Source organism: Micromonospora sp. U21 (genome assembly GCF_018070045.1).
Taxonomy (GTDB): Bacteria; Actinomycetota; Actinomycetes; order Mycobacteriales; family Micromonosporaceae; genus Micromonospora.
Window position 1 is genome coordinate 147,002 of sequence record NZ_JAGPYK010000008.1, and the last position, 14,912, is coordinate 161,913.

General features: G+C 72.6%; 14 protein-coding genes. 11 read left to right on the top strand and 3 right to left on the bottom strand.

The features are described 5' to 3' along the window. Nucleotide 1 precedes the first annotated feature (1 nt). Genes KBX63_RS13560 through speB form a run of 6 tightly spaced genes read left to right on the top strand, consistent with a single transcriptional unit; the run spans nucleotide 2 to nucleotide 6,537 of the window. The gene (locus KBX63_RS13560) at nucleotides 2-1,153 is read left to right on the top strand and encodes an ABC transporter ATP-binding protein (RefSeq protein ID WP_210911365.1); all 1,152 of its coding nucleotides are present in this window, start codon (nucleotides 2-4) and stop codon (nucleotides 1,151-1,153) included. Then, a complete protein-coding gene (locus KBX63_RS13565; protein ID WP_210911366.1) occupies nucleotides 1,150-2,064 on the top strand; it encodes an ABC transporter permease in 915 nt (304 codons plus the stop codon). The genes KBX63_RS13560 and KBX63_RS13565 overlap by 4 nt, the downstream gene beginning before the upstream one ends. Beyond that, complete coding sequence (locus KBX63_RS13570) at nucleotides 2,065-2,907, top strand: ABC transporter permease (protein WP_210911367.1); 843 nt, start codon at nucleotides 2,065-2,067, stop codon at nucleotides 2,905-2,907. Next, entirely contained in the window at nucleotides 2,904-4,325 is a 1,422-nt protein-coding gene (locus KBX63_RS13575) for an FAD-binding oxidoreductase (RefSeq protein ID WP_210911368.1), read from the top strand. The genes KBX63_RS13570 and KBX63_RS13575 overlap by 4 nt, the downstream gene beginning before the upstream one ends. Then, nucleotides 4,325-5,527, top strand: a complete 1,203-nt coding sequence (locus tag KBX63_RS13580) for a saccharopine dehydrogenase family protein (RefSeq protein WP_210911369.1) — start codon at nucleotides 4,325-4,327, stop codon at nucleotides 5,525-5,527. Before KBX63_RS13575 ends, KBX63_RS13580 begins: the two co-directional genes overlap by 1 nt. Continuing rightward, a complete protein-coding gene (gene speB / locus KBX63_RS13585) occupies nucleotides 5,524-6,537 on the top strand; it encodes an agmatinase (RefSeq protein WP_210911370.1) in 1,014 nt (337 codons plus the stop codon). The genes KBX63_RS13580 and speB overlap by 4 nt, the downstream gene beginning before the upstream one ends. Nucleotides 6,538-6,869: 332 nt before the next feature. On the opposite strand, the gene KBX63_RS13590 is transcribed toward speB, so the two are convergent. The 3 genes from KBX63_RS13590 to KBX63_RS13600 are packed head-to-tail and all read right to left on the bottom strand — an operon-like array spanning nucleotide 6,870 to nucleotide 10,045. Then, complete coding sequence (locus KBX63_RS13590; protein ID WP_374102216.1) at nucleotides 6,870-7,214, bottom strand: DUF779 domain-containing protein; 345 nt, start codon at nucleotides 7,212-7,214, stop codon at nucleotides 6,870-6,872. Beyond that, entirely contained in the window at nucleotides 7,214-8,719 is a 1,506-nt protein-coding gene (gene adh / locus KBX63_RS13595; protein WP_210911371.1) for an aldehyde dehydrogenase, read from the bottom strand. Before adh ends, KBX63_RS13590 begins: the two co-directional genes overlap by 1 nt. 48 nt (nucleotides 8,720-8,767) lie before the next feature. Beyond that, nucleotides 8,768-10,045: a GAF domain-containing protein gene (locus KBX63_RS13600; RefSeq protein WP_210911372.1), complete on the bottom strand. Its 1,278-nt coding sequence runs from the start codon at nucleotides 10,043-10,045 to the stop codon at nucleotides 8,768-8,770. A 154-nt stretch (nucleotides 10,046-10,199) separates the two neighbouring features. On the opposite strand from KBX63_RS13600, the gene KBX63_RS13605 reads away from it, so the two are divergent. From KBX63_RS13605 to KBX63_RS13625, 5 genes are all read left to right on the top strand, one after another. Continuing rightward, entirely contained in the window at nucleotides 10,200-10,865 is a 666-nt protein-coding gene (locus KBX63_RS13605) for a response regulator transcription factor (protein ID WP_210911373.1), read from the top strand. Beyond that, nucleotides 10,862-11,926: a HAMP domain-containing sensor histidine kinase gene (locus tag KBX63_RS13610; RefSeq protein WP_210911374.1), complete on the top strand. Its 1,065-nt coding sequence runs from the start codon at nucleotides 10,862-10,864 to the stop codon at nucleotides 11,924-11,926. Before KBX63_RS13605 ends, KBX63_RS13610 begins: the two co-directional genes overlap by 4 nt. 118 nt (nucleotides 11,927-12,044) lie before the next feature. Then, nucleotides 12,045-13,073, top strand: a complete 1,029-nt coding sequence (locus tag KBX63_RS13615; RefSeq protein WP_210911375.1) for a threonine/serine dehydratase — start codon at nucleotides 12,045-12,047, stop codon at nucleotides 13,071-13,073. After that, on the top strand, nucleotides 13,070-14,200 hold the full coding sequence (locus KBX63_RS13620) for a D-alanine--D-alanine ligase family protein (protein ID WP_210911376.1): 1,131 nt from the start codon (nucleotides 13,070-13,072) through the stop codon (nucleotides 14,198-14,200). The genes KBX63_RS13615 and KBX63_RS13620 overlap by 4 nt, the downstream gene beginning before the upstream one ends. Continuing rightward, nucleotides 14,197-14,868: a M15 family metallopeptidase gene (locus KBX63_RS13625; RefSeq protein WP_210911377.1), complete on the top strand. Its 672-nt coding sequence runs from the start codon at nucleotides 14,197-14,199 to the stop codon at nucleotides 14,866-14,868. The genes KBX63_RS13620 and KBX63_RS13625 overlap by 4 nt, the downstream gene beginning before the upstream one ends. The last annotated feature ends 44 nt before the right edge of the window (nucleotides 14,869-14,912 follow it).

The window sequence follows — 14,912 nt, forward strand, 5'->3', positions numbered from 1 at the left end:
GATGACGCGCGAGACACCGGCCGGCGACCTGCGCCTGGCCAACCTCACCAAGCGGTTCGGCATCTTCACCGCGGTCGACGACCTCAGCCTGACCGTTCCGCAGGGCTCGTTCTTCGCCCTGCTCGGCGCGTCCGGCTGCGGCAAGACCACCACGCTGCGGATGATCGCCGGCCTGGAGGAGCCGACCGGCGGTCAGGTGCTGCTCGGCGACCGCGACATCGCGCGGCTGCGGCCGTACAAGCGGCCGGTCAACACCGTGTTCCAGAGCTACGCGCTCTTTCCGCACCTGAACATCTTCGAGAACGTGGCGTTCGGACTGCGTCGGCGCGGCATCCGCTCGGTGGACGACGAGGTCATGCGGATGCTGTCGCTGGTGCAGCTCGACGACTATGGCAGCCGCCGTCCGGCCCAGCTCTCCGGCGGCCAGCAGCAGCGGGTCGCGTTGGCCCGCGCGTTGATCAACCGGCCGCAGGTGCTGCTGCTCGACGAGCCGCTGGGCGCGCTCGACCTGAAGCTGCGCCGGCAGATGCAGATCGAACTGAAGCGGATCCAGACCGAGGTGGGCATCACGTTCGTGCACGTCACGCACGACCAGGAGGAGGCCATGACCATGGCCGACACCGTGGCGGTGATGAACGCCGGCCGGATCGAGCAACTCGGCGCCCCGGCCGACATCTACGAGTTCCCCGCCACCGCGTTCGTGGCGAACTTCCTCGGCCAGTCCAACCTGCTCGCCGGCGAGGCCGCCGGCACCGCCGGCGGCGAGGTGGCGGTGACGGCGCACGGCGCGCGCTTCTCGGTGCCCGCCGGCCGGGCCCGGTCCGACCGTGGCCTGGTCCACCTGGGGGTACGCCCGGAGAAGCTGCACCTGGTCGGCTCCGCCGACCAGGTGCCCGCCGGCCACCAGCACGTGACCGGGGTCGTCACCGACGCCTCCTACGTCGGGGTCAGCACGCAGTACCTGCTGCGTACCGGCTGGGGCACCGAGCTGTCGGTCTTCACGGCCAACAGCGGGGCGGCGACCCAGGTGCCGGTCGGCAGCGAGGCCGTGGCGTACTGGGATGCACGGCACGCGTTCCTGCTGTCCCGGGACGCCGCCGACAGCGACCGGACCGCGCCGGTGGTCGACGAGCCGGTGGGTGCGTCGTCGTGACCGTGCTGGCCCAGGTGCCGACGGGATCGGGGCAGCCGCCGCCCACCCCGCCGGCTGCCCGGTCCGGGCGACACCGCCTGCTGCCGTACCTGTTGCTGCTGCCCGGGGCGGCCTGGCTGCTGGTGTTCTTCGGCGTGCCGCTGGTGCAGCTCGCCGCCGCCAGCCTCTACGACCCCAGCGGCTCGCTCTCCACCGGGTACGCGCTGACCTGGGCGTTCGGCAACTACCCGGACGTGTTGCAGGCGTACTGGCCGCAGTTCCTGCGTTCCTTCGGCTACGCCGGGATCGCCCTGGTGCTGGCGCTGCTGCTGGGCTACCCACTGGCCTACGCCATCGCGCAGAAGGCCGGCCGCTGGAAGAACCTGCTGCTGGTCTGCGTGATCGCGCCGATGTTCACCAGCTTCCTGGTGCGCACGCTGGCCTGGAAGACCATCCTGTCGGACAACGGCGCGCTGGTCGGCCTGCTGCGCGACGTGCACCTGCTCGCCCCGGACGGCCGGTTGCTGGCCACCCCGTTCGCGGTGGTGCTCGGCCTGACGTACAACTTCCTGCCGTTCCTGGTGCTGCCGCTGTACGCGAGCCTGGAGCGGCTGGACCACCGGCTGCTGGAGGCGGCCAGCGACCTGTACGCCAGCCCGGTGCAGGCGTTCCGCCGGGTGACCCTGCCGCTGTCCATGCCGGGCCTGGTCGCCGGCACGCTGCTGTTCTTCATCCCGGCCAGTGGCGACTACATCAACGCCGAGCTGCTCGGCACCCCGAACGAATACATGATCGGCAATGTCATCGACTCGGCGTTCCTGGTCCGGCTGGACTACCCGCAGGGCGCCGCGCTGTCGTTCCTGCTGATGGCGGCGATCCTCGCGGTGGTCTTCGGCTACCTGCGCAGGGCCGGCACGGAGGAGGTGCTCTGAATGAGGCTTTCCCGTTGGCTGGCCGACCGCTGGGTGATGATCGTGGCGCTGCTGGTGCTCGGTTACCTGGCGCTGCCGATCCTGGTCGTGGCCGGGCTGTCGTTCAACCGTCCGTCCAGCCGGCTGTCGTACGACTTCAACGAGTTCACCCTGGACAACTGGCGTCAGCCGTGCGCCACGTCGGACATGTGCGACGCGGTCGTCCGCAGCGTGCAGATCGGCTTCATCGCCACCGTGGTGGCCACCGTGCTCGGCACCCTGATGGCGTTCGCGCTGGTCCGGCACCGCTTCCGCGGTCGTTCCGGTATCAACGTGCTGATCTTCCTGCCGATGGCCACCCCGGAGCTGGTGATGGGCACCTCGCTGCTGGCCCTCTTCGTCTCCGCCGGGGTGCCGCTGGGCTTCTGGACGATCGTCATCGCGCACGTGATGTTCTGCGTCTCGTTCGTGGTGGTGACCGTCAAGGCGCGGCTGGCCGGGATGGACCGGCGGCTGGAGGAGGCCGCCATGGACCTCTACGCCAGTGAGTGGCAGACCTTCCGGCGGATCACCCTGCCGCTGGTGCTGCCCGGCATCGTGGCCGCCGCGCTGCTGGCCTTCTCGCTCAGCTTCGACGACTTCATCATCACGAACTTCAACGCAGGCGCCACCGTCACGTTCCCGATGTACGTCTGGGGCGCTGCCCAGCGGGGCATCCCGCCGCAGGTCAACGTGATCGGCACCGCGATGTTCGCGATCGCGCTGCTGCTCGTCGGGCTCAGCTCGCTGCGGGGGCGGCGGTCCCGCCGCGCCAATCTGCTGGCCGGCCCGGCGCAGGGCCGTCAGGCGCGCCGGCCGTCATGACCGTCCCGCACACCGGCCGGGCGCTCGCCGACGCGGCCCCCGTGCCGTACTGGCTCGACCGCCCGGACCGCCCCGACCCGCTGCCGCCGCTCGCCGGCCCGCAGCGCGCCGACCTGCTGGTGATCGGCGGCGGGTACAGCGGGCTCTGGGCCGCCCTGCTGGCCAAGCAGGCCGATCCCGACCGGGACGTGCTGCTGGTCGACGCGGGCACCTGCGGCTGGGCCGCGTCCGGGCGCAACGGCGGGTTCTGCGCCGCCTCGCTCACCCACGGCCTGGCCAACGGCGTCGAGCGGTTTCCCGACGAGGTCGGCGAGCTGGAACGCCTCGGCCGGGAGAACCTGGACGCCATCGCCGCCACCGTCGCCGAGTTCGGCATCGACTGCGACTTCGAGCGCACCGGCGAACTCGCGGTCGCCGTCGAGCCGTACCAGTTGGCCGGGCTCGCCGCCGACGCCGAACTGGCCCGCCGGTACGGACACCAGGTGCGGCTGCTGGACCGCGACGAGGTGCGCGCCGAGGTTAACTCGCCGACGTACCTGGGCGGGATGTTCGACGCCGGCCGGGTGGCCATGCTGGACCCGGCGAAGCTGGCGTGGGGCCTGCGCCGCGCCTGCCTCGACCTCGGCGTGCGGGTGCACGAGCACACCCGGGTCACCGGGCTGCGCGCCGACGGCCCCGCACTGCTGGCGCGGACGGCCGGCGGGTCGGACGGCGCGCCCGGGTCGGTGCGGGCACGGCGGGTGGTGCTGGCCACCAACGCCTTCCCGCCGCTGCTGCGCCGGCTGCGCGCGTACCTGGTGCCGGTCTACGACCATGTGCTGATGACCGAGCCACTCACCCCGGCTCAACGGGACGCGATCGGCTGGCGCAACCGGCAGGGGCTGGCCGACACCGGCAACCAGTTCCACTACTACCGGATCACCTCCGACGGGCGGATCCTCTTCGGCGGCTACGACGCGGTGTACCACTACGGCAACCGGGTCGCGCCGGAGCTGGAGCAGCGCCAGACCACCTTCACCATCCTCGCCCAGCATTTCTTCACCACCTTCCCGCAGCTCGCCGACGTGCGCTTCAGCCACCGCTGGGGTGGCGTCATCGACACCTGCACCCGGTTCTGCCCGTTCTTCGGCACCGCGTACGGCGGTCGGTTGGCGTACGCGGCCGGCTACACCGGTCTCGGCGTCGGCGCGACCCGCTTCGGGGCCCGGGTGCTGCTGGACCTGCTGGCCGGCGGGGACACCCCGCTGACCCGGCTCGACCTGGTCCGCACCAGGCCACTGCCGTTCCCGCCGGAACCCGTCCGCTCGGTCGGCATCAATCTCACCCGCTGGTCACTGGCCCGCGCCGACGCGCGCGACGGCCGGCGCGACCTCTGGCTCCGTACTCTCGATCGTCTCGGTTTGGGGTTTGATTCCTGATGCGCGTCCTGCTCGTCGGCGCCGGTGGCGTCGGCTCCGCCGCCGTAGCCATCGCCGCCCGACGGTCCTTCTTCGAGACCATGGTGGTTGCCGACCACGACCCGGGCCGCGCCGAGCGCGCGGTCGCCGGGCACGGTGACCGCTTCGTCGCCGCCCAGGTGGACGCGTCCTCGGCCGACGCGGTCGCCGCCCTCTGCCGGGAACACCGGATCACCCACGTGCTCAACGCCGTCGACCCGCGCTTCGTCATGCCGATCTTCGACGGGGCGTTCGCGGCCGGCGCGGACTACCTGGACATGGCAATGTCGCTGTCCCAGCCGCACCCGTCCCGCCCGTACGCCGAGACCGGGGTGATGCTCGGCGACGCGCAGTTCGCACTGGCCGACGCCTGGTCCGCGGCCGGTCGGCTGGCGCTGTGCGGCGTCGGTGTCGAACCCGGCCTGTCCGACGTCTTCGCCCGGTACGCCGCCGACGAGCTGTTCAGCGAGATCGACGAGATCGGCGTCCGGGACGGCGCGAACCTCACCGTCGACGGATACGATTTCGCGCCCTCGTTCTCCATCTGGACGACGATCGAGGAGTGCCTCAACCCGCCGGTGGTCTGGGAGCAGGACCGGGGCTGGTACACCACCGAGCCGTTCTCCGAGCCGGAGGTCTTCCACTTCCCGGAGGGGATCGGGCCGGTCGAGTGCGTCAACGTCGAGCACGAGGAGGTGCTGCTCATCCCGCGCTGGGTCAAGGCCCGCCGGGTCACCTTCAAGTACGGCCTCGGCGACGAGTTCATCGAGGTGCTCAGGACGCTGCACAAGCTCGGCCTAGACTCGACCGCGCCGGTCAGCGTGCGCGGCGTCCGGGTGTCGCCGCGGGACGTGGTGGCCGCCTGCCTGCCCGACCCGGCCACCCTCGGCGAGCGGATGCGCGGCAAGACCTGCGCCGGCACCTGGGTGCGCGGCCTGGGCCCGGACGGGCGGCCCAGGGAGGTCTACCTGTACCACGTGGTCGACAACGAGTGGTCCATGCGGGAGTACGGCCACCAGGCGGTGGTCTGGCAGACGGCGGTCAACCCGGTGGTCGCGCTGGAGCTGCTAGCCAGCGGCGCCTGGTTCGGCGTCGGGGTGCTCGGCCCGGAGGCGCTGCCCCCGCTGCCGTTCCTCGACCTGCTGGCCGGCTACGGGTCGCCGTGGGGGATGGAGGAGCGATGAGCCGCTACGGAGCCATGTACGGGCCGGACATCACCTTCCTCGGGGTGGACCGGTGCACGCTCGACGACCCAGGGTCGTACGCCGACGCCGACGTGGTGATCGTCGGGGCACCCTTCGACGGCGGCACCTCGCACCGGCCCGGCACCCGGTTCGGGCCGTCGGCGATCCGCCAGGCGTGCTACCTGGCCCACGACGGCTCCCGCCCGTCGCTCGCGCTGCGCGTCGACGCGCTGCGCGACCTGCGGGTGTACGACGCCGGCGACGTGGAGATGTTCTCCGGCGACATCGAACGTTCGCTGGGCGCACTGGAAGCCGCCGTCTATGCCGTGTCGTCCTCCGGCGCCATCCCGGTGGTGCTCGGTGGGGACCACTCCATCGCGCTGCCCGACGCCACCGGCGTGGCCCGGCAGCACGGGCACGGGCGCGTCTCGCTCGTGCACTTCGACGCGCACGCCGACACCGGAGAGATCGAGTTCGGCTCGCTGCACGGGCACGGCCAACCGATGCGCCGGCTCATCGAGTCCGGCGCGGTACGCGGCGACCGGTTCCTCCAGATCGGGCTGCGCGGCTACTGGCCGGGCCCGGACATCCTGTCCTGGATGGCGGGGCAGCGGATGCGGTCGTACGAGATGACCGAGCTGGTCGCCCGTGGGCTCGACCCGTGCCTCACCGAGGCGTTCGCGATCGCGGTCGACGAGTGCGAGGGGGTGTTCCTCTCCGTCGACGTGGACGTGGTGGATCCCGGGATGGCACCCGGCACGGGCACGCCGGAACCGGGCGGTCTGACCTCGCGGCAACTGCTCGACGCGGTCCGCCGGGTCTGCTACGAGCTGCCCGTGGTCGGGGTGGACGTGGTCGAGGTCGCCCCGCCGTACGACCATGCCGACATCACCGCGTACCTCGGCAACCGCGTGGTCCTGGAGGCGCTCTCGGCGATCGCCCGCCGTCGCCGCGACGCGGCCGGAGGCCCACCCTGGAACCCTCGCCAGCCCCTCCTGGACGCCCGCTGACCAGCGGATAGAGGACAACGGACCGCGTAAGCGGTCAGACCGGTCGTCTTCTGTGGTCTGATCGTGGCAGGACATGCGCCTCTCGATCAGCGGCGAGGTGTCAGCGGCCCCGTCAAGGTCATCGGCGACGACATCTACGACCTGGACCGCGACGGCGACGGCACCGCCTGCGACTGATCCTGCGGCGCGCCCAACGCCATGCGGCGTTATCCCGCGCGGGAGAGGACTGGGTTTGAGCGTTATACCCCTGAGTCATATTGATGCCTCAGAGGTATAACGCTCACCAGCGCGGCATGCCTCCGCCGCCGCCCACTCCACCGGTGCGGGGTGACCTAGGCGGCGAGGTGGGAGCGGATGAGGAAGCGGAGGCCGTCGGGGGCCTCCAGGGAGAAGCCACTGCCTCGGCCCGGGACCACGTCGACGGTGAGCCTCGTGTGCTTCCACAGCTCCCACTGGGCGGTCGACATCCAGAACTCGACCGGCTCCGGCACCCCGTCCACGACGAGCGAGGCGAGCAGGACGTCGGAGGAGCCGGTGCGGAACTCGCCCGCCGGGTAGCACATCGGGGCACTGCCGTCGCAGCAGCCGCCGGACTGGTGGAACATCAGCGGCCCGTGCCGCCCCCGCAGCGACCGGATCAGGTCGGCCGCGGCGGGGGTGACGGAGACGACGGACATCAGAAGAAGCCGAGCTTCTGGGTCGAGTAGCTGACCAGCAGGTTCTTGGTCTGCTGGTAGTGCTCCAGCATCATCTTGTGGTTCTCCCGGCCGATGCCGGACTGCTTGTACCCGCCGAAGGCGGCGTGCGCCGGGTACGCGTGGTAGCAGTTGGTCCACACCCGGCCCGCCTGAATGGCCCGCCCGGCCCGGTAGGCGGTGTTCATGTCCCGGGTCCAGACACCCGCGCCCAGCCCGTACAGCGTGTCGTTCGCGGTCTTGACGGCGTCGTCGAGGTCGGCGAAGGAGGTCACCGAGACCACCGGTCCGAAGATCTCCTCCTGGAAGACCCGCATCGAGTTGTCGCCCTCGAAGATCGTCGGCTCGACGTAGTACCCGCCGGACAGCTCGCCGCCCAGGTCCGCGCGGGACCCGCCGGTGAGCACCCGGGCGCCCTCCTGCCGGCCGATGTCCAGGTAGGACAGGATCTTCTCCAACTGGTCGTTGGAGGCCTGCGCCCCGATCATCGTGTCGGTGTCGAGGGGATGCCCGGCGACGATCGCCTCCGTGCGCGCGACCGCCGCGGCGAGGAAGTCGCTGTAGTGGCCCTGCTGGATCAGCGCCCGCGACGGGCAGGTGCAGACCTCGCCCTGGTTGAGAGCGAACATGGTGAAGCCCTCGAGCGCCTTGTCGAAGAAGTCGTCGCGGGACGCGCTGACGTCGTCGAAGAAGATGTTCGGGCTCTTGCCGCCGAGCTCCAGCGTGACCGGCTTGATGTTCTCACTGGCGTACTGCATGATCAGCCGCCCGGTGGTGGTCTCACCGGTGAACGCCACCTTCGCCACCCGCGCCGAGGACGCCAGGGGCTTGCCGGCTTCCACGCCGAAACCGTTGACGATGTTGAGCACGCCCGGCGGCAGCAGGTCCGCCACCAGCGACAGCCAGTAGTGGATGGACGCCGGGGTCTGCTCGGCCGGCTTGAGCACCACGGCGTTGCCGGCGGCCAGCGCGGGCGCCAGCTTCCAGGTGGCCATCAGGATCGGGAAGTTCCACGGGATGATCTGCCCGACAACGCCGAGCGGCTCGTGGAAGTGGTACGCGACGGTGTCGTCGTCGAGCTCGCCGAGCGAGCCTTCCTGGGCCCGGATCGCCCCGGCGAAGTACCGGAAGTGGTCGATGGCGAGCGGGATGTCGGCGGCCAGCGTCTCGCGGATCGGCTTGCCGTTCTCCCACGTCTCGGCGATGGCCAGCGACTCCAGGTTCTCCTGCATCCGGTCGGCGATGCGATTGAGGATCAGCGCCCGCTCGGCCACCGAGGTGCGCCCCCAGGCGTCGGCGGCGCCGTGCGCGGCGTCCAGGGCCCTCTCGACGTCCGGGGCGGTGCCTCGGGCCACCTCGGTGAAGGTCTGCCCGGTGACCGGGGTCGGGTTCTCGAAGTAGCCGCCACCGTGCGGCTTGACGTACTCGCCGCCGATGAAGTGGTCGTAACGGGACTGCCAGTGGGTGGGCGCGTCGTAGCCCGTCATGGTTACCTCCGCCGTCGTTGTGCGGGTGTGCCGACGGCGACGTTAGTTTCAGGAACGTTGCAGCCACGTTGCGCGCGTCAGGTCGTACTCCCCGGCGAGCTGGTCGATGCGGGCGAGCGCGAGCGGCCGGCGTGGCGCGCCCGTCGGCAACGCCCGCGCCAGGGCCTGCCACGCGGTCAGGTCGTCGGCCCCGGCGGGCGTCGCGGTCCAGGCCGCGAGCAGCGCCGGGTCCGCGGTGGCCAGCACGGCCGCGCGGAGCTGCCCGTCGATGAGGCGGCTCAGTCGCGTCACTCCCGGCGCGTCCGAGCCGGGCAGCAACGACCCGGAGTACGCGTCGAGCGCGCCCGCCGGATCGCCCTGGTCCAACCGGTCGGCGACGATGGTGAAGTCGGCGCGGACGGTGCCGCGCAGCCGGTACGGGCGGGAGTCGAGCAGTTCGGGGCCGAGCACCCGGCGCAGCCGGGACAGCTCCGCGCGCAGGGTGACCGGGTGCAGCCGGTCGTCCCCGTACAGGTCGAGGCCGAGCTGTTCGCCGGTGCGCCCCTCGGGATGATGCAGCAGCAGCACCAGCAGCTCGCTGTGCCGGCGGCCGAGCCGGATCCGCCGGCCGTCGACCCGCAGCTCCGCCTCGTCCCGGCCGAGCGCGGTCACCGTGGCGACGCCGGGCTCCACCGGTCGGTCGGTGGCGAGCTGCGCCTCGGCGGCCCGGGCGGTGGCCCGGACCAGCGCCAGGCTGTGCGGGTTGGCCAGGTGGTCGCCGCCGGTGATGTCGACGGCGCCGAGCAGCCGCCCGGTGGCCGGGTCGTGGATCGGCGCTGCGGCGCAGGTCCAGCGCTGCACCGGCCGGCTGAAGTGCTCGGTGGCGAAGATCTGCACGCTGTGGTCGACGGCCAGCGCGGTGCCGGGGGCGTTGGTGCCGGCGTGCCTCTCGTCCCACAGGGCGCCGGGCACGAAGTTCATCCGTTCGGCGTGCCGGCGCACCCCCGGGTGGCCCTCCACCCAGAGCAGCCGCCCGTACGCGTCGCAGACCGCCATCAGGTGTGCGCCGTCCTGTGCGATGCCGCCCAGCAGGTCCCGGAACAGCGGCAGCACCCGGGCCAGCGGGTGAGCGGCCCGGTAGCCCGCCAGCGCGTCGTCGGTCAGGTCGACGGGCGGAGTGGCCTCCGGGTCGAGCCGCGCCGAGCGTTCCCACGAGCGGCGTACCACCTCCCGCACCCGGTGCGGCGCGGCGCCGGCGGCGAGGAACGCCTCGTGGGCGGCGCCGACCTGCGCGATCCGCTCCGCCGGATCGACGCCGAACTCCAGGGCGAGCCACGGGTCAGCCATCGGGCGACCTCCTCGGCCCCCATCGTGACGCAGCTCACCCCTGATCGCCAACCGCCCGGTGCCCCTGGGACGGATGGCGCAGAGTTCTTTACAGAACCCTTAACCTCGGCCTGCCACGGTATGCCGGACGAGCGGAACCACGGGGAGCGGAAACGTGCGGGTGCTGGTGGCGGACGACGAGCGGTTGCTGGCGGACACGGTGGCCGAAGGGCTGCGACGCCTCGCGATGGCCGTCGACGTCTGCTACGACGGCGACGGTGCGCTGGAGCGGATCGGCGTGAACCGGTACGACGTGGCGGTCCTGGACCGGGACATGCCCGGGCACACCGGCGACGAGGTGTGCCGCAGCATCGCCGGTTCGCAGGTGGGCACCCGGGTGCTGCTGCTCACCGCGGCGGCCGGCATCCGGGACCGGGTGGCCGGTCTGGACCTCGGCGCGGACGACTACCTGACCAAGCCGTTCGCCTTCGCCGAGCTGGTCGCCCGGGTGCAGGCCCTCGGCCGGCGGTCCACTCCGGCGCTCCCGCCGGTGCTGATCCAGGACGGTGTGGTGCTGGACGTGGCCCGGCACGTGGCCACCCGGGACGGCCGCCCGCTGGCGCTGAGCCCGAAGGAGTTCGCCGTGCTGCGCGTGCTGCTGCGCGCCGCCGGGCAGGTGGTCAGCGCCGAGGAGCTGCTGGAGCAGGCCTGGGACGAGTTCGCCGACCCGTTCACCAACGCCGTACGGGTCACCGTGATGACCCTGCGCAAGAAGCTCGGCGACCCGGCGGTCATCCACACCGTGCCCAAGGCCGGCTACCGGCTCGGCGGCGCGGCGTGAGCTGGACCCCCCGTCGCCGGGTGCTGCTGGTGGGTCTGCTGGCGCTGCTGGCCGGGCCGCTCCTGCCGGCGGTCGGCGGGTGGCTGACCGGGCTGATCTGGTCCCGCGGCCGGGGGCTCTGCGACCTGCCCGTGCCCGGCCTGATGGAGGTCTGCGCGCCGGTACGCCAGGTCGCGTTCGTGCTGCCGGTGCTGGCCGTGCTGGTCGTGGTCCTGACCACCCTGGTGGCGCTCTGGTTCGGCGCGGTGTGGTGCCTGCGCCCGGTCCGCGACCTGGCCGAGCCGATCGGGCACCTCGGCCCGCAGAACCTCGGCCACCGGATCCGGCCCCGGGGTCGCGACGAGCTGGCCCGACTGTCCCGCGCGATCGACGAGATGATGGAGCGCGTCTCCGCCGGGTACGAGGGGCAGCGGCGGTTCGCCGCGAACGCCTCGCACGAGCTGCGCACTCCGCTGGCGGTGCAGCGGACGCTGATCGAGGTCGGGATGGCCCGGTCGCTCACCGCCGAGCAACTGGAGCTGTTGACCGGCCAGCTGCTGGAGACCAACGAGCGCAACGAGCGGCTGATCGAGGGCCTGCTCGCGCTCAGCGAGAGCGACCAGGGCCTGCGCTCGCGTACCCCGCAGCGGCTCGACGAGATCGCCGGCGCGGTGCTCACCGGGTACCGGGACCGCGCGCGGGACGCCGCCGTGACCATCGACACGCACTTCACGCCCCGGGTCGTCATCGGCGAGCGGGTGCTGCTGGAACGCCTCGTCACGAACCTGGTGGAGAACGGAATCAAGTACAACCGGCGCGGCGGCGCGCTGACCGTCACGGTCGGCGGCACGCCCGCCCTGTCCGTGGTCAACACCGGGCAGCCCGTGCCGTCCGAGGCGGTGGCCGGCCTCTTCGAGCCGTTCCGCCGCCTCGCCCGGGATCGCACCTCGCACGGCGGCGGCGCCGGTCTCGGCCTGGCCATCGCCCGCTCGATCACCCAGGCGCACGACGGCATCATCGCGGCCCGACCCGCCGAGGACGGCGGCCTGCGGGTGGACGTCCAGCTACCCACCCCGCCCTAGCACTCCCACGCCGTCCCGGGTTCCGCGTGTCGCGGCATCCCTGCCTTCGGCGTGCCCGAAAACAACCCTCTGCCAGCCGTGGACCCGGTCCCGGCCGCAGCGCGACAGAAGGAGAACCATGTCTCGCACCGCTGCCCCGGCCGGTCTGCGCCGCGCCGACGTCGAGGAGGCCGCCTCCTGGCTCTCCGGCCGGGTGGTCCGTACGCCCGTGCTGCGGTCCCCGGTGATCGACGGGCTGGCCGGGGCCCGGGTCCTGCTCAAGGCGGAGAACCTCCAGGACGGCGGCTCGTACAAGATGCGCGGCGCGCTGCGGGCGGTCGGCCGCCTCGCCACGGCCGGGCACGCCGGGGTGATCGCGCAGAGCACCGGCAACCACGCGGTGGCCGTGGCGTTGGCGGCCCGGCGGCACGGGCTCACGGCCACCGTGGTGCTGCCGGTCGACGCGGCGTCGACCAAGGTCGATCGGGCCCGGGCAGCGGGGGCGCGGGTGATGTTCGCCGGCAGCAGCGTCGAGGAGCGGGTCGCGGCGGCCCGGACGCTCAGCGACGAGACCGGTCACCCCGTCATCGACGCGTACGACCACCCGGACGTGATCGCCGGGCAGGGCAGCGCCAGCCTGGAGCTGATTGAGGAGGCGGAGCGTCTCGGAACGCCCCTGGACGCGCTGGTGGTCCCGGTCGGTGGCGGCGGCGGGGTGGCGGGCGCCTGCCTGGCCGCCGCCGGCACCGGCATCGAGGTGTACGGCGTGGAGCCGGTGGGCTGCGACTCGTTGGCCCGCAGCCTCGCGGCCGGCGAGCGGGTTCCGGTCACCCCGGCACCCACGATCGCCGACGGGCTGCGGCCGTCCTGCGTGGGTGAACTGCCGTTCGCCATCCTGCGGACCGCCCTGCGCGGGGTCGTCCGGGTCGACGACGAGGAGATCGCGGCGGCCTTCCGGCTGCTCCTGATGGAGCTGAAGCTGCTGGTCGAGCCGTCCGGGGCGGCCGGTCTGGCCGGTGCGCTCCGGTGCGCCACCGAGTCCGGTGTGCGGCGGCAACGAACGGTCGGCGTGGTGCTGACCGGCGGAAACGTGGAAGCGGCGCTGGTGGCCCGGTTGACGGTCCAGCGGCTCGCCGAGCTGACGACTGTGGAAGGAGCGGCGGCATGAGCGCGCCAACTCGGATCGGAATCCTGTTCGGCGGCCCGTCGGCGGAGCACGAGGTCTCCTGTGCCTCCGCACTCGGCGTGGCCCGGGCGCTGGCCGGGGGCGGGTACCGCACGGTCGCCATCGGTGTCACCCGCACCGGCGCGTTCCGGCTGGTGCCTGACGCGGTGCTGGCCGAGTTGCGCGACCGGCCCGCCGCGGAGCGGGCCATCGACGACCGGCTGGCGGTGACCGGGCCGGCGGTCGAGCTGCGCTCCGGCCCGCGCCCGGGCACCGTTCAGGTGTCCGCGGTGAACGCCCCCGGCGCGGTGCACGCCGAACTGGACGTGGTCTTCCCCGTGCTGCACGGCCCGTTCGGTGAGGACGGGGTGGTGCAGGGGCTGCTGGAGTCGTTGGACGTGCCGTACGTCGGGTGCGGCATCCTGGCCTCCGCCGTGGGCATGAACAAGGTGGCGATGAAGCGGGTGCTGCGTGCCGACGGCATCCCGATCACCCCGCACGTCGCGTTCGACGCGCACACCTACCGCGCGACCGACGACCCGGAGAAGCTGGTGCTCGGCCTGCGCCGGCCGCTGTTCGTCAAGCCCGCCAGCATGGGCTCCTCGATCGGGATCTCCCGGGTCGCGGAGGGCGACGACCTGGCCGCCGCCATCGAGGAGGCGCTCCGGCACGACCAGCTCGTCATGGTCGAACAGGGGGTCACCGGCCGCGAGTTGGAGTGCGCGGTGCTCGGCGGCTGGCGCCCGGAGGCGTCGGCCGTGGGCGAGGTGCGCGTCGCCGGCGGCTGGTTCGACTACCAGCAGAAGTACTTCGGCGACGCCGACCCCATGATCGTCCCGGCTGTGCTGCCGGACGAGGTGACCGAGCGGGTTCGCGAGCTGTCGCTGCGCGCGTTCGCCGCGATCGGCGGCTGGGGCCTGGCCCGGGTCGACTTCCTGTACGACGAGACGACCGGTGAGCTGTACGTCAACGAGCTGAACACGATGCCCGGCTTCACCGCGCACTCCATGTACCCGAAGGTGTGGGCGGCTGTCGGTGTCGGCTACCGCGAGGTGGTGGACCGGCTGGTCGAGCTGGCTCGTACCCGGCACGCGGCCCGACCCGTGACCGCCAGGCGGAGCGCCCGATGATCCTGCTCTCCGATCCTCGGGTGGCCGCGGTGCCCAGCGCCGACGACGGCGACCCCCTGGTGGACCTGCGCGAGCTGCCGGAGCTGCGACTGGACGGGCGCGCGGCCGACCCGTCCGGCGCGTACGCCCGGCTGCGCGCCGGCGTCGCGGACCGGCTGCTGGCCGCGCAGCGTGCGCTGCCTGCCGGGGTGCGCCTGCTGGTTATCGAGGGGTACCGGCCGTACCAGGCCCAGCTGGCCATCTTCACCGGCTACCGGGATGAGCTGCGCATACGGCACCCGGGCTGGTCCCCGGAGCGGCTGCACCGGGAAACCGCCAAGTTCGTCTCGCCGGTCGAGGTGGCCCCGCACAGCACTGGCGGGGCGGTGGATCTGACCCTGTGCACCGACGACGGCGTGGAGCTGGATCTGGGCACGGCCCTCGACGCCACGCCGGAGGACAGCGCGGACGCCTGCTTCACCGACGCCCCCACCATCGACGCGGCCGCCCGGCGGCACCGGCAGATCATGGTGGACGCGCTCGGCGGCGCCGGGCTGGTGAACTACCCGACCGAGTGGTGGCACTGGTCGTACGGGGACCGCTACTGGGCGCTGGTCACCGGGGCGCCGCGCACCCGGTACGGGCCGGTCGATCCGGCCGCCACGCGGATCGGTGTCCGTGTGGGGTGAACGGTAGGGCACTCCCATCCGTACCAGGCGGTGAAGTACCCACC